The organism is Nocardioides dilutus, assembly GCF_054779555.1.
In genome coordinates this window covers 548,425-572,658 of sequence record NZ_BAAGYA010000002.1, presented here as the reverse complement: position 1 = coordinate 572,658, position 24,234 = coordinate 548,425, and the positions used below count along the sequence as shown (strand labels likewise).

Annotated in this window: 23 protein-coding genes; 12 read left to right on the top strand and 11 right to left on the bottom strand. The window is 71.5% G+C overall.

Going from position 1 to position 24,234, the window contains the following annotated elements:
- The first annotated feature begins 9 nt into the window (after positions 1 to 9).
- The 8 genes from ACYVC6_RS12430 to ACYVC6_RS12395 are packed head-to-tail and all read left to right on the top strand — an operon-like array spanning position 10 to position 7,831.
- A complete protein-coding gene (locus tag ACYVC6_RS12430; RefSeq protein ID WP_460714466.1) occupies positions 10 to 948 on the top strand; it encodes an SDR family NAD(P)-dependent oxidoreductase in 939 nt (312 codons plus the stop codon).
- A gap of 2 nt (positions 949 to 950) precedes the next feature.
- Positions 951 to 1,877, top strand: coding sequence for an amidohydrolase family protein (locus tag ACYVC6_RS12425; protein WP_460714464.1), 927 nt, complete (start codon positions 951 to 953; stop codon positions 1,875 to 1,877).
- A complete protein-coding gene (locus ACYVC6_RS12420; protein ID WP_460714462.1) occupies positions 1,874 to 3,433 on the top strand; it encodes an acyl-CoA synthetase in 1,560 nt (519 codons plus the stop codon). Before ACYVC6_RS12425 ends, ACYVC6_RS12420 begins: the two co-directional genes overlap by 4 nt.
- Positions 3,430 to 3,888 (top strand): MaoC family dehydratase, encoded by a 459-nt coding sequence (locus ACYVC6_RS12415; RefSeq protein WP_460714460.1) that lies wholly within the window; start codon positions 3,430 to 3,432, stop codon positions 3,886 to 3,888. The genes ACYVC6_RS12420 and ACYVC6_RS12415 overlap by 4 nt, the downstream gene beginning before the upstream one ends.
- A gap of 5 nt (positions 3,889 to 3,893) precedes the next feature.
- Positions 3,894 to 4,865 carry an alpha/beta hydrolase gene (locus ACYVC6_RS12410; protein ID WP_460714458.1) on the top strand — a complete coding sequence of 324 codons (972 nt, stop codon included), beginning with the start codon at positions 3,894 to 3,896 and terminating at the stop codon, positions 4,863 to 4,865.
- An 18-nt stretch (positions 4,866 to 4,883) separates the two neighbouring features.
- The gene (locus tag ACYVC6_RS12405) at positions 4,884 to 5,675 is read left to right on the top strand and encodes an IclR family transcriptional regulator (protein WP_460714456.1); all 792 of its coding nucleotides are present in this window, start codon (positions 4,884 to 4,886) and stop codon (positions 5,673 to 5,675) included.
- A gap of 45 nt (positions 5,676 to 5,720) precedes the next feature.
- On the top strand, positions 5,721 to 6,845 hold the full coding sequence (locus tag ACYVC6_RS12400) for an aromatic ring-hydroxylating dioxygenase subunit alpha (RefSeq protein ID WP_460714454.1): 1,125 nt from the start codon (positions 5,721 to 5,723) through the stop codon (positions 6,843 to 6,845).
- Complete coding sequence (locus tag ACYVC6_RS12395; protein ID WP_460714452.1) at positions 6,842 to 7,831, top strand: PDR/VanB family oxidoreductase; 990 nt, start codon at positions 6,842 to 6,844, stop codon at positions 7,829 to 7,831. The genes ACYVC6_RS12400 and ACYVC6_RS12395 overlap by 4 nt, the downstream gene beginning before the upstream one ends.
- Here the strand turns inward: ACYVC6_RS12395 and ACYVC6_RS12390 are convergent.
- From ACYVC6_RS12390 to ACYVC6_RS12365, 6 genes are all read right to left on the bottom strand, one after another.
- Entirely contained in the window at positions 7,793 to 9,469 is a 1,677-nt protein-coding gene (locus ACYVC6_RS12390) for a sensor histidine kinase (protein WP_460714450.1), read from the bottom strand. The two genes, ACYVC6_RS12395 and ACYVC6_RS12390, sit on opposite strands and share 39 nt — an antisense overlap.
- A gap of 121 nt (positions 9,470 to 9,590) precedes the next feature.
- Complete coding sequence (locus ACYVC6_RS12385) at positions 9,591 to 9,974, bottom strand: TOBE domain-containing protein (RefSeq protein ID WP_460714448.1); 384 nt, start codon at positions 9,972 to 9,974, stop codon at positions 9,591 to 9,593.
- Between the two features lie 18 nt (positions 9,975 to 9,992).
- A complete protein-coding gene (locus ACYVC6_RS12380) occupies positions 9,993 to 11,069 on the bottom strand; it encodes a sulfate/molybdate ABC transporter ATP-binding protein (protein WP_460714446.1) in 1,077 nt (358 codons plus the stop codon).
- Between the two features lie 8 nt (positions 11,070 to 11,077).
- Positions 11,078 to 11,848 (bottom strand): ABC transporter permease, encoded by a 771-nt coding sequence (locus tag ACYVC6_RS12375; protein ID WP_460714444.1) that lies wholly within the window; start codon positions 11,846 to 11,848, stop codon positions 11,078 to 11,080.
- Positions 11,845 to 12,606 (bottom strand): molybdate ABC transporter substrate-binding protein, encoded by a 762-nt coding sequence (gene modA / locus ACYVC6_RS12370; protein ID WP_460714442.1) that lies wholly within the window; start codon positions 12,604 to 12,606, stop codon positions 11,845 to 11,847. The genes ACYVC6_RS12375 and modA overlap by 4 nt, the downstream gene beginning before the upstream one ends.
- A gap of 29 nt (positions 12,607 to 12,635) precedes the next feature.
- Positions 12,636 to 13,418, bottom strand: coding sequence for a hypothetical protein (locus ACYVC6_RS12365; RefSeq protein ID WP_460714440.1), 783 nt, complete (start codon positions 13,416 to 13,418; stop codon positions 12,636 to 12,638).
- A 125-nt stretch (positions 13,419 to 13,543) separates the two neighbouring features.
- Between ACYVC6_RS12365 and ACYVC6_RS12360 the strand changes: the two genes are divergently transcribed.
- From ACYVC6_RS12360 to ACYVC6_RS12345, 4 genes are read left to right on the top strand one after another with little or no spacing between them, the layout of a single operon-like run.
- Entirely contained in the window at positions 13,544 to 14,221 is a 678-nt protein-coding gene (locus ACYVC6_RS12360) for a response regulator transcription factor (protein ID WP_460714438.1), read from the top strand.
- Between the two features lie 2 nt (positions 14,222 to 14,223).
- Entirely contained in the window at positions 14,224 to 15,585 is a 1,362-nt protein-coding gene (locus tag ACYVC6_RS12355; RefSeq protein WP_460714437.1) for an ATP-binding protein, read from the top strand.
- 28 nt (positions 15,586 to 15,613) lie between these two features.
- Positions 15,614 to 17,083: an MFS transporter gene (locus tag ACYVC6_RS12350; RefSeq protein ID WP_460714436.1), complete on the top strand. Its 1,470-nt coding sequence runs from the start codon at positions 15,614 to 15,616 to the stop codon at positions 17,081 to 17,083.
- Positions 17,084 to 17,106: 23 nt separating this feature from the next.
- Positions 17,107 to 17,775, top strand: a complete 669-nt coding sequence (locus ACYVC6_RS12345) for a cyclase family protein (protein ID WP_460714434.1) — start codon at positions 17,107 to 17,109, stop codon at positions 17,773 to 17,775.
- Here ACYVC6_RS12345 and ppsA read toward each other — a convergent pair.
- The 5 genes from ppsA to ACYVC6_RS12320 all read right to left on the bottom strand — a co-directional run bounded on the left by ppsA (position 17,772) and on the right by ACYVC6_RS12320 (position 24,196).
- Positions 17,772 to 20,177 (bottom strand): phosphoenolpyruvate synthase, encoded by a 2,406-nt coding sequence (gene ppsA, locus ACYVC6_RS12340; protein WP_460714432.1) that lies wholly within the window; start codon positions 20,175 to 20,177, stop codon positions 17,772 to 17,774. The two genes, ACYVC6_RS12345 and ppsA, sit on opposite strands and share 4 nt — an antisense overlap.
- Positions 20,174 to 21,004: a pyruvate, water dikinase regulatory protein gene (locus ACYVC6_RS12335; RefSeq protein ID WP_460714430.1), complete on the bottom strand. Its 831-nt coding sequence runs from the start codon at positions 21,002 to 21,004 to the stop codon at positions 20,174 to 20,176. The genes ppsA and ACYVC6_RS12335 overlap by 4 nt, the downstream gene beginning before the upstream one ends.
- Before the next feature lie 44 nt (positions 21,005 to 21,048).
- Positions 21,049 to 21,228, bottom strand: coding sequence for a hypothetical protein (locus ACYVC6_RS12330; RefSeq protein WP_460714428.1), 180 nt, complete (start codon positions 21,226 to 21,228; stop codon positions 21,049 to 21,051).
- 113 nt (positions 21,229 to 21,341) lie between these two features.
- A complete protein-coding gene (locus ACYVC6_RS12325; protein ID WP_460714426.1) occupies positions 21,342 to 23,816 on the bottom strand; it encodes a penicillin acylase family protein in 2,475 nt (824 codons plus the stop codon).
- A 68-nt stretch (positions 23,817 to 23,884) separates the two neighbouring features.
- Positions 23,885 to 24,196: a GroES family chaperonin gene (locus ACYVC6_RS12320; protein ID WP_460715335.1), complete on the bottom strand. Its 312-nt coding sequence runs from the start codon at positions 24,194 to 24,196 to the stop codon at positions 23,885 to 23,887.
- Positions 24,197 to 24,234: the final 38 nt, after the last annotated feature.

Below are 24,234 nucleotides of genomic sequence, written 5' to 3'. Positions count from 1 at the left end.
AGTCACCACATGGACATCACCGGCAAGGTCGCCGTCGTCACCGGCGCCGGGCAGGGCCTCGGCCGCGCCTACGCCATCGCCCTCGCCGAGGCGGGAGCCGCCGTCGTGGTCAACGACGTCAACGCCGACACCGCCGGCGCCGTCGTGGAGACGATCAACGCCGCGGGCGGCCGCGCCGTCGCCGAGCCGGTGCCGGTCGGCACCACGGCAGCGGCCGAGCAGCTCGTTCGTCGCGCTCTCCAGGACTTCGGGCGCCTCGACGTCATGGTCACCAACGCCGGAGTGCTGCGCGACCGGGTGCTGTGGAACATGACCGACGACGACTTCGACACCGTCGTCCAGGTCCACCTGCGCGGCACGTTCACCTGCGCCCGGGAGGCGGCCAAGCACTTCCGCTCCCAGGGCGAGGGCGGCCGGCTGATCCTGGCCGGCTCCCCAGCCGGCCAGCGAGGCAACTTCGGCCAGACCAACTACGCCGCCGTGAAGGCGGGCATCGTCGCCATGGCCCGCACCTGGGCGATGGAGCTGTCCCGGGCCGGGGTCACGGTCAACGCCGTGGTCCCCAACGCCGCGACCGCGATGACCGAGACGATCCCGTTCCTCGCGCCCTACGTCGACCTGATGGCCCAGGGTCTGCCGGTCCCCTCGGTGGTCCGCCGGGCCGCATCGTTCGGCACCCCCGAGGACGTCGCCGGCCTGATCGTCTATCTCGCCTCCGACGCCTCGGCTGAGGTGACCGGCCAGGCCATCGGCATCGGTGGCGACCGGCTGTCGCTGTGGTCGCACCCCACCGAGATCCGCAGCGCCTTCCGCGACGGAGGCTGGAGCGCCGACGCCATCTCGGAGGCGTTCGAATCCACCGTGGCCGAGGTCCCGGAGACCTACGGCATCGCGGCCCCCAAGCTCCCTCCAACGGAGCAGCAGGTGGCCGAGAGGGCGAGCGCCTGACCATGGACCAGGATTCGCCTGAGCCCTACCTGTCCGACATCGATGTCGACGCGCTCGTGGCGATCGACGTGCACACGCACGCCGAGACCGACGGCTGCGGCCACTACTCGCTGCCCGAGGAGCTCCGCGCCGGGGCCGACAAGTACTTCGGTGTCGATGGTGGTGGACCCCCGACGATCGACCAGCTCGCGACCTACTACCGCGAGCGCAAGATGGCCGCCGTCGTGTTCACGGTCGACGCCGAGGCCGCGCTCGGGCACACCCGGATCGCCAACGAGGCCGTTGTCGAGGGCGCCCGCCGCAACAACGACGTACTGATCCCCTTCGCCAGCATCGACCCCGCCAAGGGCAAGGCGGGCGTCACCGAGGCGCGCCGGCTGGTCGAGGAGCTCGGGGTGCGCGGCTTCAAGTTCCACCCCAGTGTCCAGGCCTTCCACCCGAACGACCCGAAGGTCTACCCGCTCTACGAGGTGCTCGAGGAGCTCGGCGTGCCCGCCCTGTTCCACAGCGGCCAGACCGGGATCGGGTCGGGACTTCCCGGCGGCGGGGGGATCCGGCTGAAGTATTCCAACCCGCTGGCCCTGGACGACGTGGCCGTCGACTTCCCCGACCTGACGATCATCATCGCCCACCCCTCGTTTCCCTGGCAGGACGAGGCGCTGGCGGTCGCCTCGCACAAGCCGAAGGTCTACATCGACCTCTCGGGCTGGTCGCCGAAGTACTTCCCGCCGCAGCTGGTGACCTACGCCAACAGTCTGCTCAAGCACAAAGTCATGTTCGGCTCGGACTTCCCGCTCATCTCGCCCGACCGCTGGCTCGCCGACTTCGAGACACTGGGCGTCAAGGACGAGGTGCGGCCGCTGATCCTCAAGGAGAACGCGCTGACCGCGCTCGGCCTCAGAAACGTGGCACTGAGGGAGGCGCCATGAACGGTCCCGGCATCGGCAGCTGGCCGGCCCGACGAGCTCGGATGAACCCCGCGACGGTGGCGCTCGCGACCGACGACGAGGAGCTGACGTACGCCGAGCTCGCGACCAGGGTCGAGGCGACCGCGAGCCACCTGTGCGAGCTGGGCGTCTCACCGGGCGACCGCGTGGCCTACCTCGGGCCCAACAGCATCGACACGTTCGTCTGCTTCTTCGCCACCGCGCGGCTGGGTGGGGTCTTCGTCTCGCTCAACACCCGGCTGGCCGCTCCGGAGATCGGCTACATGCTGCACGACAGCGGGACCGTGCTGCTCGTGCACGGGCCCGAGTGCGCCGAGCTGGCGCAAGCAGCCGACCCCAGCACCCAGGGGGTCGAGCACGTGCTCACCGTCGCGGAGCTCCGGGAGGCGACGGCCTCAGGCAGGAGCGGGGACGGCGTCGCGGTGTCCTGGCCGGACCGCCTGGTCGACCTCGACGACCCGGCGCTGATCCTTTACACCTCCGGCACCACCGGCCGGCCCAAGGGTGCGGTGCTGACGCACGGCAACATCACCTGGAACACCGTCAACCAGCTCGCCCACGTCGACGTGCTCAGCAGCGATGTCGCGCTCTGTGTCGCGCCGCTCTTCCACGTGACCGGGCTAGGACAGGTCTCGATGCCCACCCTGCTCAAGGGCGGGACCGTCGTGGTGGTCCGCAAGTTCGACGCCGGCGACTTCCTGGAGCTGATCGGGCGCCGCCGGGCGACGTCGTTCTCGGCGGTGCCGACGATGCTCCAGATCATGTGCGACCACCCCGGCTGGGCCGGAGCCGACCTGTCGTCCCTGCGCTACGTGCTCTACGGCGGGTCGCAGGTGGAGGACCGGGTGGCGCAGGCCTGGCTCGACCGCGGCGTCGTGCTGCAGCAGGGCTACGGCATGACCGAGGCCGCGCCCGGGGTGTTCATGGCGCTGCCGGACGGGGCCGCGTCCCACCCCACGTCGCCGGGCGTCCCCCACTTCTTCACCGACGTCGAGCTGGAGGCACCGGACGGGAGCCACCTGGCCGGGCCCGGTCAGGGCGAGCTGATGGTGCGCGGCCCGCACGTCTTCTCTGGCTACTGGAACCGCCCTGAGGAAACCGCACAGGTGCTCAGCACCGAGGGCTGGTACCGCTCCGGCGACGTGGTGCGCGTCGGCGACGACGGCTGGGCCCAGATCGTCGACCGCGTCAAGGACGTGATCATCTCCGGCGGGGAGAACATCTACCCGGCCGAGGTCGAGGCCGCCATCGCCGAGCTGGCCGACGTCCGGGCCGCCGCCGTGGTCGCCGTCCCGGACCCCAAATGGGGCGAGGTCGGCTGCGCGTACGTCGTGCTCCGCCCCGGCGCCGACCTCGACGAGCTCGCCCTGCGCGCACATCTCGACCAGCGACTGGCTCGCTACAAGATCCCGCGCTACCTCGAGTTCCTCGAGGAGCTGCCCACCAACGCCACCGGCAAGGTGCTCCGCGCAGCGCTGCGCGAACAGGCCAAGCACGACCACCCCACCCCAACCACCGACACCCCGGAGGCCCCATGACCACGATCACCCACCCCAAGGACCTGCTGACCATGATCGGCCAGGACCTCGGCAGCAGCCCCTGGCTGGACGTCACCCAGCAGCGCATCGACACCTTCGCCGACGCGACCGACGACCACCAGTGGATCCACGTCGACGTCGAGCGGGCGAAGACCGGGCCCTTCGGCGGCCCGATCGCGCACGGCTACCTCACGCTGTCGCTGCTGATCCCTCTCTGGTCGGAGATCCTCGTGATCGAGGAGCTGGACATGGCGGTCAACTACGGCCTCAACAAGGTGCGCTTCCCCGCTCCGGTGCCGGCCGGGTCGCGGGTGCAGGTGACGGCCACCCTGGCCGACGCCGAGGAGGTGGCCGGCAACGGCATCCAGGCCACCATCGACGCCGTCATGCACGTCGAAGGCGCCGCCAAGCCCGTCTGCATCGCGCAGATGGTCCACCGCTACTACAAGGACTGACCCTCATGACGCAGACCCCCGCCTACGACCCCGGGCTCGCGCCCTGGGCACCGATCTTCGGCCAGCTCTCCTTCGCCGACCTCCCGGCCGCGCGCGCCGGGGAGGCGGACCTGCTGGCCGCGCTGCCGCCCTACGTCCCGCCGGTCCCGCTCGACATCGACGAGCTCATGGTCCCCGGACCGGAGGACGCGCCGCAGGTGCGGGTCCGCCGCTACCGGCCCGCGGACCCGGCCGGGCCACTGCCGGCACTCGTCTACTTCCACGGCGGCGGCTTCGTGGTCGGCAGCCTCGACCTCTACGACGCGGACTGCCGACGGATCGCGGCCGAGGTCGGCGCAGTCGTCGTGTCGGTCGACTACCGCCTTGCGCCCGAGCACCCGTTTCCCGCTCCGCTCGAGGACTGCTACGCCGCCCTGCTGTGGGTGGCCGAGAACGCCGCGGAGCTCGGCGTGGACCCCGACCGGATCGGCGTGGGCGGCGAGAGCGCCGGCGGGGGTCTCGCGGCGGGCGTGTCGCTGCTCGCTCGTGACCGCGGCGGGCCGCGGCTGTGCCTGCAGTTCCTCGGCATCCCCGAGCTCGACGACCGGCTGGAGACCGGGTCGATGCGCGCACTCGGGATCGACTCCCCCATCACCACGATCGCCAACGGCGAGATCAGCTGGGACAGCTACCTCGGGCCGGGCGTGCGCGGGACCGACCTGGTGTCGCCCTACGCCGCACCGGCGCGCGCCACCGACCTCGCCGGGCTGCCGCCGGCGCTCGTGACGGCGTACGAGCTCGATGCGCTGCGTGACGAGGACGTCGCCTACGCGCAGCGGCTGCTCTCGGCCGGTGTGCCGACCGAGCTGCACGTCTATCCTGGCGCTTTCCATGCCTGCACCTGGCTCGCCGACGTCGGGATCTGCCAGACGGTGCTCGAGGATGTCGTCGACGGACTGCGTCGCGGGCTGGGAGCCACCGCCATGAGCACTGTCTGAGACATCGAGGAGGCCGCCGTGAGCCTCACCTACCGGACCTTGGACCTGCTGGCCTGCTTCACCCCGGACCAGCCGATCCGGTCGCTCTCGGAGCTCAGTCACCACAGCGGTCTGCCGCTCACAACCACCCACCGCATCGTGACCGACCTGGTGGAGTGGGGTGCGCTCGAACGTGCTCCTGACGGCGGCCTGCAGATCGGGCTCAGGCTGTGGCAGGTCGCGTCGCAAGCACCCCGGGGACTGGGGCTGCGCGAGGTGGCGCTGCCTTTCATGGAGGACCTCTACGTCGCCACGGGTGAGAACGTCCAGCTGGCGGTGCGCGAGGGGTCCGAGGCGGTCTACGTCGAGCGGCTCACCGGCCGTCTGGCGGTGCGGGTGCTCACCCGCGTCGGCGACCGGTTCGCCCTGCACGCGACCGGCGTGGGTCTGGTGCTGCTGGCACATGCTCCGGCCGAGGTGCAGACCGCCGTCTTCGAGCGCCCCCTGCAGGCCTGGACGCCCTACACCATCACGGATCCCGAGGTCCTGCGCTCCACCCTTGCCGAGGTCCGCCGGACCGGCGTGGCCATCAGCAGCCGCCAGGTGACCGAGGACTCGCTCTCGGTGGCCAGCCCCGTCGTCGGTCCCGCCGGTGACGTCGTGGCCGCGCTCTCGGTGGTCGTGAGGTACGGCTCGCTGTCACCTCAGGCGCTCATCCCGGCCGTCCGCGCAGCCGGCAACGGCATCTCTCGTGCTCTCGGCGCGGTGCCCCGCGACGGGCGGCTCGGCCCCGCACTTCCGCCTGCCGGAAACGATGTGGTCGGCGCCTGACCCCGCCCGACACGCTCGGTGCTCCATCCCGTCCGAGGAGCCAGCATGACCGATCTGATGCCGAGCGGCCGCGTCACCGCCAAGATCTTCCCGCACCCGCTGAACGCCTGGTACGCCGTGGCGTGGGACCACGAGGTGACCGGCAAGGGACTGCTCGCGCGCACCGTCGCGGGCAAGCCGATGGCGCTCTACCGCACCGCCGACGGCCGGCCGGTGGCGCTCGCGGACGCGTGCTGGCACCGGCTGGCGCCACTGTCGATGGGCAAGCTGGTCGGATCCGACGAGGTGCAGTGCCCCTACCACGGGCTCCGCTTCAACTCCGCCGGCCGCTGCACCGCGATGCCGGCGCAGGAGACGGTCAACCCCAGCGCGATGGTGCCGTCGTACCCGGTCGTCGAGCGCTACCGCTACCTGTGGGTCTGGCCCGGTGACATCACGCTGGCCGACCCCGACCTGGTCCCCGACATGCACCAGATGGACGACCCCGAGTGGGCGGGCGACGGGCTGACCATCCACGCGCCGTGCAACTACCAGCTGGTCCTCGACAACCTGATGGACCTCACGCACGAGGAGTTCGTGCACGGCAGCAGCATCGGGCAGGAAGAGCTCAGCGAGTCGGCGTTCCAGACCCGCGTCGAGGACGACGGCAGCGTCACCGTCGAGCGCTGGATGCTCGACGTGCTGCCCCCGCCGTTCTGGCGCAAGAACATCCGCGACCGGTTCCCCGACTTCGACGGGCGGGTCGACCGATGGCAGATCATCCACTACTACGCCCCGTCGACGATCTGCATCGATGTCGGCGTCGCACGGGCCGGCACCGGGGCGCCGCAGGGCGACCGCAGCCAGGGTGTCAACGGATACGTCATGAACACGATCACGCCCGAGACCGAGCGCACCTCGCACTACTTCTGGGCGTTCATGCGCAACTACCGGCTCGACAGCCAGCTGATCACGACCCAGCTGCGCGAGGGGGTGCGCAACGTGTTCGCGGAGGACGAGGCGATGCTGGCGGCGCAGCAGGCGGCGATCGACGCCAACCCGGACCACGAGTTCTACAGCCTCAACATCGACGCCGGCGGGATGTGGGTGCGCCGGATCCTGGACCGGATGCTCGAGGCAGAGGGCCGCGGCCAGGCGGCGCCGGCCCCGGCCCCGGAACACGCGCGATGACGACCGAGTCCCTGCCCGACTGGGCCACCGGCGTCGTCGTGGCCAGTGACCCGGTCGCCGAGGGCGTGCGGCGGATCACCCTGCAGCGCCCGGCTCGCGGCCGGGCCGCGCCGGGCAGCCACGTCGACGTACGGCTGCCGCTGGGCGGCTCGACGGACGTGCGCTCCTACTCCGTCGTCGAGTCCTCTGACGACGGCGGGCTGCTCACCATCAGCGTGCTGCGGGTGCCGCAGTCGCGCGGCGGCTCGGCGTACCTGCACGGCATCTCCCCCGGGGACGAGCTCGAGGTGACGCAGCCGCTGCAGAACTTCCCGCTGCGTGTGGGCGCACCCCGCTACGTGCTGCTGGCCGGTGGTATTGGCATCACCGCGCTGGCCGAGATGGCGCGGGTGCTCCGCCACGTGGGTGCCGACTACTCCCTTGTCTACGTCGGGCGGACCCGCGCGCGGATGGCCTACCTCGCCGAGCTGGCGGAGCTGCACGGCGACCGCCTGGTGCTGCACGTCGACGCCGAGGGCACGCCGCTCGACGTCGACCGGCTGGTGGGCTCGGTCGAGTCCGGGACCGAGCTCTACATGTGCGGGCCGATCCGCCTGATGGACGACGTCCGGCGTCGCTGGCAGGACCACGCCCTGCCGCCGGCCGACCTGCGCTACGAGACGTTCGGCAGCAGCGGCTGGTTCGAGTCCGAGGAGTTCGTGGCCCGCATCCCCGGCCGGCAGGTGGAGACCACGGTCCGCGCGGACGAGACCCTGCTCGAGGCGTTGACGCGAGCCGGTGTCGACCTGATGTACGACTGCCGCAAAGGCGAGTGCGGCTTGTGCCTGCTCGACGTGGCGTGCGTCCAGGGCACGCTCGACCATCGCGACGTGTTCCTCAGCCGGGCCCAGCAGGAGAGCGACCGGACGTTGGCGACCTGTGTGTCTCGGGTGGTCGGAGCCCCGGGATCAGTTGGGCAACCCGCTGTGGACCTGGCCGTCCCATGACGTCTCACCGGCGAAGCCGGTGTCGTCCGCGTCTCGCGCCGTCACCGTCCTGGGCCGTGTGGCGATCCGTCGCGGCGGGGAGATGACCCGTCCGTTGGGGGTGCGGATCTCGGTCGGAGCCGCCGGGAGCGTCACGATGAACGCCGGCTCGGTGAGGTCGTAGCGCACGGTCCCGCCGTGGGCCCGCACCAGGTCACGGGTCACGGACAGTCCGAGACCCGAGCCGCCGGGAGCGGAGCCGGGACCCTGGGCGTAGCGCTCGAAGAGCCGCGGGATGAACGTCTCGGAGACGCCTGGCCCGGCGTCGGTCACCCGGAACACGACCATGCCGTCCGGCTCCGACCTGACCCGGACGCTGATCGGCTCGGCCCCGTGCCGCTCGGCGTTGCGGATCAGGTTGGCGAGGATCTGCTGCAGCCGGAGCGGGTCGGCCCAGGCGACCAGACCCGGCTGGCAGTCGATCCGCAGGTCGAGGCCGGGGAACCCCGCAGCGGACTCGGCCAGCTGGGACTCCACGTCCAGCAGCTCGGGCAGGACCTCGAGGTCCCCGTGGGCAGCGACCGCCGCGGCCTGGAGGTCCTCGGTGAGCAGGCTGAGGCGGCGGACGAGGACCAGGCAGCGCTCGTGGATCCGGCGCGCGAAGGCCTGGTCGACCTCCTCGTCGTCGACGATCTCGAGATAGCCCTGCAGACCGGCGATCGGGGCGCGCATGTCGTGGCTGACCACGGCCGCCACGTGGTCGCGCAGCAGCTGGGCCTCGAGGAGGTCGTCGACCTGGGCCTCGAGGTCGCGGTTGTCGGCGGCCAGGCGGCGACGCACCCGGTTGTTCTCGCGCAGGATCACGTTGAGCACCACCCCGGAGGCCGCGATCCCCAGCAGCCGGGCTCCGTACCAAGCCAGGCTGAAGCGGTCCTCGTACATGAACGTGAACGCACCGTCGCCCAGCCACGCCGTCGCGGCGACGACTCCCCAGACCTCGATGCCCGAGCTCGAGCCGCGCCGCAGCACCCCGGCGAAGGACGCGAGCACCGCGCCGCCCCCGACGAGGAGCACCAGCACCATCACAGCCGCGTCGTAGCGTCCGGTGACCGGGTCGAAGATGGTGGGCAGCAACCCGGGCGCGAGCGTGAGACAGGCGAGCAGCAGGCCAGGTCCAGCGACCAACGACCCGCCCAGGACGACGAAGGTGCGCCGGCGGGAAACCTGTCCGTGGTGCTCCCACTGCGCCGCCCACGGCGCGAGCGCCGCGGCGATCAGGAGCGGGGGGCCGGTGTGGCGCAGGAGCCACAGCCAGCCCACTCCCCCGGCCTCGGAGGCGAAGGTCGGCGTCGCGCTCACCGCGCCGGGGACCGCGAAGGCGGTCATCAGGATGAAGGCGCCCGACCAGAGGAAGGCCATGGCGAGCAGCAGCACGCGGGGCCTCACCCCGTTGCGGGACATCCCCACCAGGAGTGCGGCGGTGGTGAGGTCGCACACCAGCACCAGCGTCAGCCACACGACGCTGAACCCGGCGATCTCGGGTCCCGGCGTGTCCGCGAAGGGCAGACCGAGGAGCACCAGCGCGGGCACGCACGCCGTCACCAGCAGAGCAGCACGCCACTGCCGAAGTGCGGCCCCCCAGCCGCCCCCCTCGTCCATGCGACGAGTCTGCGCGATTGTCCGGGACGGCCTGCCGGAATCGCGGAAATGTGACTCAACTGAGCAGAAGTCCACACAACATGAGGCCAGAACCGGGCCAGAACGAGGACGTGGACGGAACTCAGGTCCCTTCGGTCTCAACGATCACATTGGTGGCCTTGACCACCGCGACCGCCGGTTTCCCCACTTCGAGCCCCAGCTCGTCGCACGCGTCCCTGCTCATCAGGGACACCACCCGGAAGTCACCGCAGGCCAGCTCGACCTGGGCCATCACCTCGTCCCGCTTGACCGCGACCACGATGCCCGCCATCCGGTTGCGTGCGCTGGACGTGCTCGACGAGCCGGCCAGGGAGGCGAGCAGCGGAGCGAGGTCCTCGGCCGGGAGCACCCGCTGGCTGCCGCGCCGCTCGAAGGCGACCCGGCCATCGGCCTCCCAGCGTCGCAGGGTGTCGACGCTGACCCCGACCGCCTGGGCCACCTCGCCGATCCGCAGGTACGTCGCCATCAGGTCACCCTAGGACGGTCAGAGCCGGTAGACGGCGACCTCGGTCGCCTTGACGGTGAACGTGACCTCCTGGCCGGTGGCGAGCTCCAGGGCGGCCACCGACTGGACGGTCACGTCCGCAGCGAGGCTCTGACCGTTCGTCGTCGCGCGGACCCGCATCAGGTCGCCGAGCGGCTCGAGGCCGGTGACGGTGACAGGCAGGGAGTTGCGCGGGCTGCCGTCGACGCGCTCGCGGTAGACCGCGACGGCGTGCGGGCGGAACGTCGCGACGACGCGGTCACCAGGCACGGGCGCCGGCTCGGACGCCAGGCCGTGCACGGTGACGCCCTCGTCGCCGCGAACCGCGTCGCCGGACCAGGTCCCCGCGACCAGGTTGAGGCCGGCCAGCCTCGCCGCGAAGGGGCTCCTCGGCCTGGCCAGGACCTCCGCGGCCGGACCCTCCTCGACGACGCGGCCGGCCTCGAGCACGACGACCCGGTCCGCGAGCAGCAGCGCATCCAGCACGTCGTGGGTCACCAGCACGACGGTCCGCCCGGCCAGCACGGTGCGCAGCGTCTGTCTCATCGCCGGAGCCACGTCGACGTCCAACGCGGCCATCGGCTCGTCGAGGAGCAGGAGCTCCGGCTCGGCGGCCAACGCGCGCGCGACCGCCACCCGCTGCGCCTGGCCGCCCGAGAGCCGGCCCGGCTTGCGGCCCGACAACCCCCCGACGCCTACCCGGTCGAGCCAGTGCTGGGCCCGCTCCCTCGCCTCCCGCCGGCCCATCCCGCTGCTGCGCGCACCGAAGGCCACGTTGTCCAGGGCACTCAGGTGCGGGAAGAGTAGCGGGTCCTGGCCGAGCAGAGCCGTCCGCCGGTCGTGCGGCGCGACGTGCACCGAGGCGCCCTCCTCGGCGACCGTCAGCGCCCGGCCGGCCAGCACCACCCGGCCTCGCTCGGGGCGGACCAGACCCGCCACCACGGCGAGGAGGGTCGACTTGCCCGACCCGTTGGGACCGAGCAGCGCGAGCGTCTCCCCGTCCCGGACGTCCAGGGCGACCTCGACGTCCCGCTCCGGGACGGCCACGTCGACGTCCAGGTTCACGGGGAGGTTCACCGGGAGGCTCACAGCGAGCTCCGGCTCTGGCGGGCCACGCCGATCACGAGCACCGCGACCACGACGAGCACCAGGGCGAGAGCGACGGCGGCGTCGGGGTCGGTCTCGCGCTGCAGGTAGATCTCGAGCGGCAGCGTGCGCGTGACCCCCTGCAGGCTCCCCGCGAAGGTGATGGTCGCGCCGAACTCCCCCAAGGACCGCGCGAAGGCCAGCACGGCACCCGACACCAGGCCAGGGAGCACCAGCGGCAGCGTGATCCGGCGGAACACCGTCGTGGGCCGCGCGCCCAACGACGCGGCGACCACCTCGAAGCGCTCCCCCGCCGTACGTAGGGAGCCCTCGATGCTGATCACGAGGAAGGGCAGGGCCACGAAGGTCTGCGCCATAACCACCGCGACCGTCGAGAACGCGATCTGGACGCCCAGTGCCTCCAGCGACTCGCCGAGCAGGCCGCGACGACCGAAGGTGTAGAGCAGGGCCAGGCCACCGACGACGGGCGGCAGGACGAGCGGGAGCAGCACCAGCGAGCGCACCACGCCCTGACCGCGGAACTCCGTGCGCGCCAGCACCACCGCCATCGGCACACCCACGAGCACGCACAGCATCGTGCTCGCGGTGGAGGTCTGGAGACTGAGGACGAACGCCGCCCGCGACGACTCGGAGGTGATCAGCTCCCCGAAGCTCGCCCAGTCGACCCGCGCCACGATGGCAACGAGCGGGAGCAGCACGAACGCCGCGCCCAGCGCCGCCGGCACGAAGATCCAGCGCGGCAGGGTCACGGCTCCCCGAACCCGGCGTCCCGGAGGATCGCCTGCCCGTCCTCGCTCAGCACGAGCTCGACGAACTCCGCGGCCAGCCCGCCCGCGTCACTGTCGGCGACCGTGGTGATCGGATAGGTGTTCACGGCGGACCGGGCCTGCGGGAAGTCGACGCCGAGGACGGCGCCGGACGCGCCGATCACGTCGGTGACGTAGACCAGGCCCGCGTCGGCCTCACCGGAGGTCACCTTGGCCAGCACGTCGGTCACCGACTGCTCCTCGCTCACCGGAGCCAGCTCGAGCCCGGCCGCTTCGGCCACCTGGTGCGCGGCCGCCCCGCACGGCACCTCGGGCGCACACGTCACCAGGTTGACGTCCGGGCCGGTGAGGTCGGCGAGCGAGTCGATCCCGAGCGGGTTGTCCGGCGCGACCGCGATCTGCAGCGTGTTGGTGGCGAAGCTCTGGGGGTCCTGGCCCTCGAGCCCCTCGGCGGTCAGCTTCTCCATCGTGGCCAGGTCCGCGGACGCGAACACGTCGGCCGGTGCACCTTCCCGGATCTGCGCGACCAGGTCGGACGAGCCACCGAGGCCGAGCTCGACGTCCACCCCGTCGTGCCCGGCCTCGAACAGCTCGCCGATCTGCTCGAAGCTGTCGGTGAGCGAGGCCGCGGCATAGACCGTGAGCGAGGTCTGGCTCCCTGCGTCGCCGTCGCCGTCGCCGGACGCGCAACTGCTGAGGGCCACGACCGAGGCGAGCGTGGTCGCGAGGAATGACCTCATTCGGCCATTCCATCACGCACGCCTAGGAACTACCTAGGTTTGTCTGGCCTGTCCACCTTCACCAGCACGGCACTGCCCAGGTCGGGCGACACGCTCAGCTCGAGCACCGGGCCGAGACCGCGGACGTAGAACTTGTTCTCCAGGATGTCCGGCTCCAACGGGGTGGTGTTCGCCGTCTGCAGGACCCGGTGGCGCAGGCCGAAGCGCGTCTGGATCGTCTCGGTGGTCGACAGGATCCTGGCGCGGTCCTCGGCCTCCCCGGCCAGGAACTCCTCGCGGTAGGCGCAGCCGGGCCGCGGGTCCGCCGGGACCACGACGCCCGCCTGCGCCCCCTCCTGCCCGTGCTGGAACGACCCCTCGCTGTTGACCGGTACGCCGTCCTCGTACTCCTGGGTGAACTCACCGAGGTACCAGATGTTGCCGTCGGAGTCCTGGGCGAACCAGTCCCAGGTGTTCTCGAGGATCACGCCGTCGGCGTCGCGGACGACGTCGTGCACGACCCGGGCGCGGACGCCCTCGATCACCTTGGTCCGACGGCTCACCTTGACGGTGACGGTCTGCTTCTCGCCGGCCTCGCGCTCGACGTAGCGCCACGTGGTGCCCGGCGCCATCGGCCAGTAGGGGTTGTCGATCCGGGTCGTGAATTCGTCCGGGTCGAGCTCGACGGTCTCCCGGCCCTGCGGCAGGTCGGCGCAGCTCGGGCTGCGGGCCGCGACGCCGGCTCCGGACGGGGCGCTGAGCGCGAAGCCGAGGACGGCTGTCAGCGCCAGGCCTGCGAGGGCCGTGGGTCCCACCAACAGCGAGCGGTTCATGGTGTCTCCTCCCAGGATCGCGATGGTCCGGACCCCACCCTGCGCCCACCCGGCTGAAGCCAGCCTGAATCCGCGGAGACGCCGGGGTTCAGGCCGCGTTCAGCCCAGCCGTGGGATCGTCGAGCGTGCGGATCCTGCTGGTGGAGGACGACGGTCTCGTCGCCGACGCGGTCCGGAGGGGCCTCGTCGCCGAGGGGTACGCCGTCGACGTGGCCGGGGACGGCGAGGAGGGCCGTTGGCTGGCCCGGGAGAACGCATACGACGCGATGGTCCTCGACGTCATGCTGCCGAAGCTGACCGGCGACCTGCTGTGCGCCGAGCTCCGGGCGGCCGGCGACTGGACGCCGATCCTGATGCTCACCGCCCGCAACAGCCCGACCGACGAGGCTGCTGCGCTGGACGCCGGCGCCGACGACTTCCTGGCCAAGCCGTTCTCCTACGTCGTGCTGCTGGCCAGGCTGCGCGCCCTCCTGCGGCGCGGGAGCTCCGAGCGGCCGGCGGTGCTGACCGCCGGCGACCTGCGCCTGGACCCGGCGACCCACCAGGTGAGCCGAGGGGAGACCGCCATCGCCCTGACGCCGCGGCAGTTCGCGCTCCTGGAGTTCCTGATGCGCCGCGCTGGCGAGGTGGTGTCGAAGGCGACGATCCTGGAGCACGTGTGGGACTTCGCCTACGACGGTGACCCCAACATCGTGGAGGTCTACGTGCGCCAGCTGCGGCAGCGCGTCGACGAGCCGTTCGGTCGGCAGAGCCTCCAGACGGTGCGGCTCGTCGGCTACCGGCTGGACCCCGAGGGCGGCTGACCGTGCTCAGCACCGTGCGGATGCGGACGACCCTGCTGGCCACCCTGGCCACCGCAGCCGTGCTCGTGGCCGCGTCGTTGGCCCTGATGTCACTGCTCAGCAACGAGCTGACGGAGTCGGGGGACTCGACGTCCCAGGCGCGGGTGCGGGACCTGCTCGCCGCGGCGGCCGACGGCAGCCTGCCCGCGAGCATCGACCCCGGCGACGACGAGTCGGTCGCCCAGGTCATCGCGGCCGACGGCACGGTGCTCGCCGCGTCCGCCAACGTCGAGGGCGAGCCGGCGCTGGTCAGCCCGGGCTCCACGTCCGGTGAGCTCGAGCTGGACACGATCGTGGGGCCCGACGACAACGAGACCGAGCGCTACCGGATCTGGTACGCCGACGGCGAGTCCCCGGACACCCCGGTCACCGTCCTCGTGGGGCGCAGCCTGGAGTCCGTCGAGGAGGCCTCCGCCGCCGCTCGCCGGCTGCTCATGGTCGGCGTACCCCTTGTGCTGGCCCTCCTCGCGGCCACGGTCTGGGTCGCGGTCGGCCGGGCGCTGCGCCGGATCGACGAGATCACCTCCACCGTCGCCGGCATCGACGCGAGCGAGCTCGACCGCCGCGTCCCCGAGACCGGGGTCGACGACGAGGTCGGGCGGCTGGCCACCACGATGAACACGATGCTGGGCCGGCTCGAGGAGTCCTCGCAACGACAGCGTGACTTCGTCGCGGACGCCTCGCACGACCTGCAGAGCCCACTCACCGGTTTCCGCACCCAGCTCGAGGTCGGGTTGTCCCGGCCCGCCGACGTGGACGTCGAGGACTGGGCGCGCATGCTGCTCGCCACCTGCAACGAGATGGAGCTGCTGGTGGGCGACCTGCTCGCGCTGGCGGTGGAGGAAGGCACGGACGAGCCGGTTCGCCGCGACCTGATCGACCTGGACGCGCTGGTTCTCGAGGAGGCCGCCCGGGCCCGCTCGGCCACCGAGGTCGCCATCGACACGGCGGGCGTCTCCGCGGCCCCCCTGGCCGGGGAGGCGGGGTCGCTTCGCCGGCTCGTGCGCAACCTGGTCGAGAACGCCGTCCGCCACGCGTCCTCGGAGGTCCGCCTCGCCCTGAGAACGACCGCCGACCACGTCGTCCTCGACGTCGTCGACGACGGCCCGGGTGTCGACGCCGGCGACCGCGACCGGGTCTTCGACCGGTTCTTCCGCGCCGACCCCGCCCGCCAGCCCGGCACCCGGGGCTCCGGGGGCGGCAGCGGTCTCGGCCTGGCGATCGTGCGCCAGGTCGCCGAGCGACACGGTGGCACCGTGGTCCTGCTGCCCGGAGAGCCGGACGAGGGCGCCCATTTCCGGGTGACCCTCCCGATTCCCGGCTAGGCGCACCCCCTCCTAGACTTGGTTGCCTATGGCAACCAATCGGCGGGCGTGGGCGAAGGGCGGCACGTCCGTCACCTTCGCGGTGCTCGCCCTGTCCGTCTGGTCGTTCGTGCTCCTCCAGTCGTTGACCATCCCGGTGCTGACGACCATCCAGGCCGAGCTCGACACCGACCAGCAGACGGTGACCTGGGTGCTGACGGCCTACCTGCTCTCGGCCTCCATCTGCACCCCGCTCCTCGGCCGGGTCGGGGACGTCGTCGGCAAGACCCGGATGCTGGTCCTCTGCCTGGTGCTGCTGTCGGTCGGCTCACTGCTGGCCGCGCTCGCGCCCAGCGTCGGGTGGATGATCGCGGCCCGGGTGGTCCAAGGCGCCGGGGGCGGCGTGCTGCCGCTGTCGTTCGGCATCATCCGCGACGAGTTCGGGGCGAGGATGAACGGCGCGCTCAGCGTGCTCGCCTCCCTGACCGCTGTGGGCTTCGGGGTCGGAATCGTCATCGCGGGCCCGATCGTCGATCGCCTGGGCTACGCCTGGCTGTTCCTGTTGCCGATGTGCGCGACGCTGGTCGCCGCGCTCGCGGCGTTCTTCGTGGTCCCCGACTCCCCGGTGCGCACCCCTGCGCGGCTCCCTGTCCTCCCGGCGGTCCTGCTGGCGTTGTTCCTGGTGGCCCTGCTGCTCGGCCTCAGCTGGGGCAACGAGCACAGCTGGCTCTCGGCCCGGGTGCTCGGGCTCTTCGCCGTCGCGGCGGTGACCGGCTGGGCCTGGATGCGCACCGAGCTGCGGGTGCCGGTGCCGATGATCGACATGCACCTGATGCGCCGGCGCGGCATGTGGACCGCCAACGTGGTCGCCGGGGCGATGGGGTTCGCGACCTTCGCGGCGTTCGGGTTCGTGCCCCAGCTGCTGCAGACCCCGACCGAGGCCGGCTACGGCTTCGGCGCGTCCATCACCGAGTCGGGCTACCTGCTGGTCCCCTCGGCGGCGGCCAGCTTCGTGGTCGGGTTCGCGACCGCCCGGCTCATCTCCTGGCTGGGCGCCCGGGTCGTGATCGGCACCGGCCTGATGCTCGCCGGCGTCTCGTTCCTGTCCATCGCGTTCTTCCACGCCGCGACCTGGCAGCTCTACGCCGCGACGACCGCCCAGGGTGTCGGCTCGGGCCTGGTGTTCTCCAGCCTCGCCGGCGTCGTGATCGCCGCCGTCCCCGCCGAGCAGACCGGCGTGGCCAGCGGCATGAACGCCAACATCCGCACCATCGGCGGCTCGCTCGGGACCGCCGTGATGGCCGGCATCGTCACCGCGCACGTCGGCTCGTCCGGTTATCCCGTCGAGCGCGGCTACACCGTCGGCTTCACGGTCATGGGGGTGGTGATGATCCTGGCCACCTTCGCCGCGGTCCGGATCCCCGACCTGCGGGTGCAGCCGACCACGAGTCACCTGGCGGACGCCGACAACGCCGAGCTGGGTCTCGTACCCGGCGCGGGTGCCGTCGGCGGCCGCTGACCTTCGTTGGCAGGATCAGGGCCATGCGCCTCGTCGACCTCAGCCACACCGTCACGCACGGGTTGGTCACCTATCCCGGGCTGCCCGCCCCGTCGATCTCCGACCACCTGTCCTTCGAGGACTCGCACGGCGTCTATGCGGACGGCACCGAGTTCACGATCGGCCGGATCGACATGGTGGCGAACACCGGGACCTATCTCGACACGCCGGGCCACCGGTACCGCGGAGGCCACGACCTCAGCGGGCTCCCGCTGGAGAAGTGCGCCCTGCTGCCCGCCGTGGTGGTCACCGGGCCCGCGACGGGCGTCGTCGGGCTCTCCGCCTTCGACGGGCTGGAGGTGGCGGGTGCCGCCGTGCTCATCCGCACGGGCTGGGACGCGCACTTCGCCACGGAGCGGTACGGCGACGCAGAGCACCCGTTCCTCGCGACCGACGCGGCCGCGTGGCTGGCCGACCAGGGAGCGGTCCTCGTTGGCATCGACTCGGTCAACATCGACGCGACCCCGCCGCGCGGAGACCGCCCGGTCCACACCCTGCTGTTGGAGCGCGAGATCCCGGTCGTGGAGCACCTCACGGGCCTCGACCGGCTCCCCGCGACCGGCGCCACGTTCAGCGCCGTGCCCGTGAAGGTCGCCGGCCTGGCGACGTTCCCGGTGCGGGCCTTCGCCGCCGTCCCCGACCAGGCGCCCTAGGACTTCTTGGCGAGCGCCAGCCAGGTGTCGACGACGGTGTCCGGGTTGAGCGACATCGACTCGATGCCCTGGTCGAGCAGCCACTGGGCCAGCTCGGGGTGGTCGGAGGGGCCCTGGCCGCAGATGCCGACATACTTGCCCTGCGCCTTGCAGGCCCTGATGGCCAGCTCGAGCATGTGCAGGACAGCGGGGTCACGCTCGTCGAAGCCCTCGGCGACCAGCGCCGAGTCCCGGTCCAGCCCGAGGGTCAGCTGGGTCATGTCGTTGGAGCCGATCGAGAACCCGTCGAAGTGCTCCAGGAACCGCTCGGCGATCACCGCGTTGGACGGGATCTCGCACATCATGACGACCTTGAGGTCGTTGTGGCCGCGTACCAGGCCGTGGGAGGCGAGCAGGTCGATGACCCCCTTGGCCTCCTTGAGGGTGCGCACGAACGGGATCATCACCCACACGTTGGTCAGCCCCATGTCGTCGCGGACGTAGCGCAGCGCCTCGCACTCCATGGCGAAGCACTCGGCGAAGTCCTCGGAGAGGTAGCGCGAGGCTCCCCGGTAGCCGATCATCGGGTTCTCCTCGTCCGGCTCGTAGAGCGGGCCGGCGACGAGGTTGGCGTACTCGTTGGACTTGAAGTCCGACATCCGCACGATCACGGGGTAGGGCGCGAAGGCGGCGCCCAGCATCGCGATGCCCTCGGCCACTCGCTGGACGAAGAACTCACGCGGGCCGGCGTACGCCGCGATCGTCTCCTCGATGTCGGCGCGCAGGTCGGCGGGCAGCCGGTCCGGGTCGGCCTCGAGGTCGAGGAGCGCGCGCGGGTGGATGCCGATCTGCCGGTTGATGACGAACTCCAGCCGCGCCAGGCCGACGCCGCGGTGGGGCAGCTGGGCGAACGAGAACGCCTGCTCCGGGGTGCCGACGTTCATCATGATCTTGACCGGGATCTCCGGCATCGTGTCGAGCTCGGTGCGCTCCACCGAGAAGTCGAGGAGCCCGTCGTAGACCAGGCCGGTGTCGCCCTCCGCACAGCTCACTGTCACGTCTCGGCCGTCGGCCAGCTCCTGCGTGCCGCTGCCGGTGCCGACCACGGCCGGGATGCCGAGCTCACGAGCGATGATCGCGGCGTGGCAGGTCCGACCGCCCCGGTTGGTCACGATCGCCGCGGCCCGCTTCATGATCGGCTCCCAGTCGGGGTCGGTCATGTCGGCGACCAGCACCTCGCCCGCCTGGAAGTCGCTCATCTGGTCGACGCTGGTCAGGACCCGCACCGAGCCCGCCCCGATCTTCTGGCCGATCGCGCGCCCCTCGACCAGCACCTCGGCGCCGGCCACCGCCTCCTTGGGCATCTTGTAGCGCTCGAGCGCACCGGTCACCCGGGACTGGACCGTCTCCGGACGCGCCTGCAGCACATAGAGCTGACCGTCGAGACCGTCCTTGCCCCACTCGATGTCCATGGGCCGCCCGTAGTGGTCCTCGATGACCAGCGCGTGCCGGGCGAGCTCCTCGACCTCGTCGTCGGTGAGGCTGAGCAGCCCTCGCTCCTCCGGTGCGACGTCGACGAACTCGGTGGTCCTCCCCACTGCCGCGTCGTCGGTGTAGACCATCTTGGTGGCCTTGCCGCCCACGCCGCGCTTGAGGATCGCCGGCCGCCCGGCGCGGAGCGCGGGCTTGTAGACGTAGAACTCGTCGGGATTGACCGCTCCCTGCACGACCCCCTCGCCCAGCCCGTAGGCGGAGGTCACGAAGACCGCGTCGGTGAACCCGGACTCGGTGTCCATCGTGAACATGACGCCCGAGGCGCCGACGTCGGAGCGCACCATCCGCTGGACACCCGCGGACAGCGCGACATCCGCGTGCGCGAAGCCGTGGTGGACCCGGTAGGCGATGGCCCGGTCGTTGTAGAGCGAGGCGAAGACCTCGCGGATCGCGGTCAGCACCGCGTCGATGCCGCGCACGTTGAGGAAGGTCTCCTGCTGCCCCGCGAACGACGCGTCCGGCAGATCCTCGGCGGTGGCGCTCGAGCGCACGGCGAACGACGGCTCGTCGCCGCTCTCCTCCACGAGCACGTCGTAGGCCTCCCGGACGTCCGCCTCGAGCTCGACGGGGAACTCCTGGCCGACGACGGCGGCCCGGATCTCCCGACCGACCTCCGCCAGCCGCACCACGTCGTCGGTGTCGAGGCCCTCGAGCAGGCTGTCGATCCGCTCGGCCAGCCCGCCATTCCCGTCGACATCTGTGCCGATGAAGGCCCGGTAGGCCGCAGCCGTCGTCGCGAAGCCGTTGGGCACCAGGACCCCGAGGTCGGACAGCTCGGAGACCATCTCGCCCAGTGAGGCGTTCTTGCCACCGACCTCCTCGAGGTCTGCCATCCCCAGGTCGGAGAACCATCGGACGTTCGTGCTCATGGGCGCTCCTTCAGCGTCTGCATGATCAGGGTGGCCATCTCCTCGACCGACCTCGCGGACGAGTCGATGACCGGGAGCCGGTGCGCGGCGTACATCTGGGCGGCCCGGCGCAGCTCCCAGCGGCACTGGTCGGGGGTCGCGTACTCCGAGCCCGGTCGCCGCTCGTTGCGTACCCGGCTGAGCCGCTCGACAGTCGTGGTGAGGCCGACGCAGCGGCCGGCGATCCCCCGGACCGGCCGCGGGAGCTCGGCGGCGTCGAGGTCCTCCGGGACGAGCGGGTAGTTCGCGACGAAGAGCCCGTGCTGCAGCGCGAGGTACATGCTCGTCGGTGTCTTCCCGCAGCGCGACGGTGCGAGCAGCACGACGTCGGCCTTCTCGAGCGACCGGACGCTCTGCCCGTCGTCGTGCTCGATGGTGAACTCCACCGCGGCCATCCGGGAGTTGTAGCGCTTGATGTCGCCCACGCCGTGCAGCCGGGCCGCCTGGCGCATGCCGCGCGCGTGCAGGATCTCCTCGACCCGCTGCATGTGCAGGTCGAAGAAGTCGATGGCGGGCGCCTTGGTCTTCGCCAGCTCGAGCCGGATCGCGTCCTCGGCGGCCGTGACGAAGACCAGCGGCGTCACCGGCCCGGCCATGGCCGCGTCGACGATCCGGACCACCCGCTGGGCTTCCTCGACCGTGGTGATGAACGGGAACAGCTGGCGGTCGAAGCGCAGCTCGGGGAACTGGATCAGCAGCGCGTTGCCCATGGTCTCGGCGCTGATGCCGGTGCTGTCGGACAGGAAGAAGACCGGGACGGCGTGCTCGTCGCCCGAGGTCGCCGCCATGGACGGACAGTAATCCCCTCGTCGGGGCCTGCTGTACGGGGCTCCTAGAGGAGCGCGCCCACGCTGACCAGCACGAGGGCCAGGACGAGCACGAGGCTGAAGAACACGCCGGCTCTCATCGGGTGCGCCCCGGCCACTCCTGTCCCGTTGCCCGGGGCGAGTCCGAGAAGGCTCGCGAAGGCCAGCTCACTGTCGGCGCGCACCCCGAAAAGGGGTCGCGGCACCGCTTCCTCCGATCCTGTCTCCCTCACAAGATCCACATTGGAGTAACAAGCGCTGTTAGTCACCCGTTACCGGAGAAATTCCCCCACATGGTCTGGACCAGTCTCCTGCTGCGTCAGCTCCCCTCCAAGGTGATGGTGCGGATGAGCTGTCGGGCGACCTCGGCAGCAGTGAAGGGGAACTTCACCCACCGGCCCTTCGAGAACAGCCTCGTCTGGTCCTGTGACCAGCGCGAGCGCGGGTTCTCGTACTGGCTGTAGGTGAGGATCGTCCTGGCCTGGACCCGGCCGCGGTCCTTGAAGGCGATGGCCTGGATGTGGGACGAGCCGTAGGTGACCGGCTTGAACCGGTTGGCGTTCTGGACCGGCTCGTAGGACGCCAGCGCGTTGGCGTTGCCGGCCGCGTCCCCCATTCCGCCGCCCAGCGGGATCGGCTTGGCGCCGCGGTCGCCGGCGACCTGGAGGGATCCCCACCTGGCGTTCATCGGCACGCCCTTGCCGCGCAGGTGGTCGATGGCGGCCTTCATCGCGGCCTGGACGTCGGAGTTGCCCTCGGCCAGGTCCCGTGGGGTGTTGAACGGGTCGGCCTCGTCGAACGGCACCTCCCACAACGAGGCCGCGGGCGCCCTCTTGAGGAACTCCTCGAAGATGTGCGTGCCGACCGAACGCCGCGTCGAGCGGCCGTCCCAGGTCGCCAGCACGGCGCAGGCCTCGGTCTCCCCGGTCGCCTGGCACAGCTCGACCAGGTCGTTGCCGGCCCGCATCACCTCCGCCGCGCGCAGCCGGTTCTCGTGCTCGTGGCGCCGGAGGCTACGGGGGCTCTCCTTGCCCGTGCCGCCGTTTCGGGCGAGCCGGTCCTCGACGTACGTCGTGACCATCTGGGTGCGCATCGTCCGCTCGCACCGCTCACAGCCGATGATCCGCGCGAAGCCCTCCAGCCGGACCGAGGCGCTGGGCGTCCAGTAGGAGTCGTTGGCGTTCATCACGTAGTCCCGGCGGACCACGTCGGGCAGGTTGGCGGGCCCGAAGATGCCGGGGCGCGCGGCGTCCGGGTCGGTCGCCCACCGGCAGGACGAGGCGGCCCTGGTGCCGTCCAGCCCGGGCAGGCCGGCGAGCTCGAACAGCACCTGGCCCACCGGCGTCATGCACTGCTGGGCCAGCGCGTCGGTCACGTTGGGGACCACCGAGTGGTCGGCGTAGAGCGCGTCGCCGTTGCGGTCCGCCGCGGTCGTGTTGACCCACGGCATGCCGGCGGCGCGGTCCTGGCGGCGCAGGAGGTCGCGTACGTCGCGGGCCTTGCCCATCTCCAGGAAGGTGTCGATGGTCCGCAGGTGCTCGCCGTTGGCGTCCCGCAGGGCCCACACGTTGGCGGGCGTCCAGAACATCAGGGTGGCCGGCGACTCGAGGACGTAGCCCTCCTTGGTGCGCCACAGGTCCTCCTCGACGGTGCCGATGCTGCCGTCGCCCTTGCGCACCCTCACCTTCACCTGCCGGTGCTCGAGGGCCTGCGGGCCGGACTCGGTCAGGTAGGTCGTCGGCCCGGCGAGGGTGTACTCGTAGGGCGTGAAACGGTAGGCCGTCGACACGGTGTGGCTCCACGCGACCCGCTTGTTCCAGCCGATGTTGACGACGGGCGATCCCACCAGCGAGCCGCCGGCGACGTCGTACTCGCCGGGGATCGTCAGGTGTTGCTGGGTGAAGTGGTAGCGACCTCGCCACGGGAAGTGCGGGTTGCCGAGGATCATGCCGCGCCCGGTCGTGCTGCGGTCGCCACCGATCGCGGTCGCGTTGGAGCCGAAGGGACGCGCCGGGTCGCGGCCCAGGCCCGCGAGGATCGCCGCCCTCTGCGTCGCGCTCAGGTCGGCGGTGCTGACCGGCAGGTCGCCGGGATCCGGTACGCCGGGGTCGGCCGGCGAGGGCGGCGTCGCGTCGACGATCTCCTTGACGAAGACGCCGGAAGAGGCGAGCAGGTTGGCGAGATAGACGCCGTACCAGAGGTCGAGCTCGGTGACCTTGCCCAGCTGTCTGCCGGGACCCTTGGCGTTGTGAGCGAGATAGGCGTGGCGCTTGCAGGCGGGGTCGGTCACCTTGTTGTCCTGCAGCCAGCGGTTGGCGCCGGCGACGTAGCCCCTGACCATCTCCCGCGCCTCGCTGCCCGGGCCGGCGACCTTGTCGGCCAGCAGCTTCTCCACGACCTTGCGGTTGCGCAGGTCGGTGACGAAGGCGTCCACCTGGAGGTTGGAGGCCTGCAGGGTCACCTGGTCGTCGTAGCGCCCGTCCTTGCCGAACCACAGCGAGCGCTCGCCACGGCCGGTGATCAGGGTGTCGACCAGGGTGCACACGCTGGAGTCGGCGGCCATGTAGCCGCTGCCGTAGCCGATGTCGCCGAAGCTCTTGCCGGTGATGTGCGGGATGCCGTGCTTGGTCTGCTTGATAGTCACCGAGTACGTCGGCTTCTTGGCCTTGGCCACCGTCACGCCCGGTGCAGCCGAGGAGGCCGGTGCGACGGCGTCCGCGGTGGACCCGGCGGCGGCGTAGCCCACCGGGAGCAGGGCGAGACTGGCGAGGACGGCGATCTGACGACGGAGCACGGAGTGCTCAACTCCGGGGGCCGCCCAGGGTTATGGCGGCCGTCACAGGAGGTGCGTCACAGGGTCCCTCACAGGTAGAGACCGGTGGAGTCGCCGTCCGAGTCCGCGTCCAGGCGCTCGGCCGCGACCGCGTGGATGTCCCGCTCGCGCATGACGACGTAGGTCTCGCCGTGCACCTCGACCTCGGACTTGTCCTCGGGGTCGAACAACACCCGGTCGCCGACCTCGACGGCGCGCGCGTGCGGACCCACGGCGACCACCCGCGACCAGGCGAGGCGCCGGGCGCCCATCGCCGCCGTGGCCGGGATGACGATGCCCCCGGACGAGCGTCGTTCGCCGGCGTCCCGGTCGAGCTCGACCAGGATCCGGTCGTGGAGCATCTTGATCGGCGTCTTGTCGCTCACGAGCCCTGGCCCGG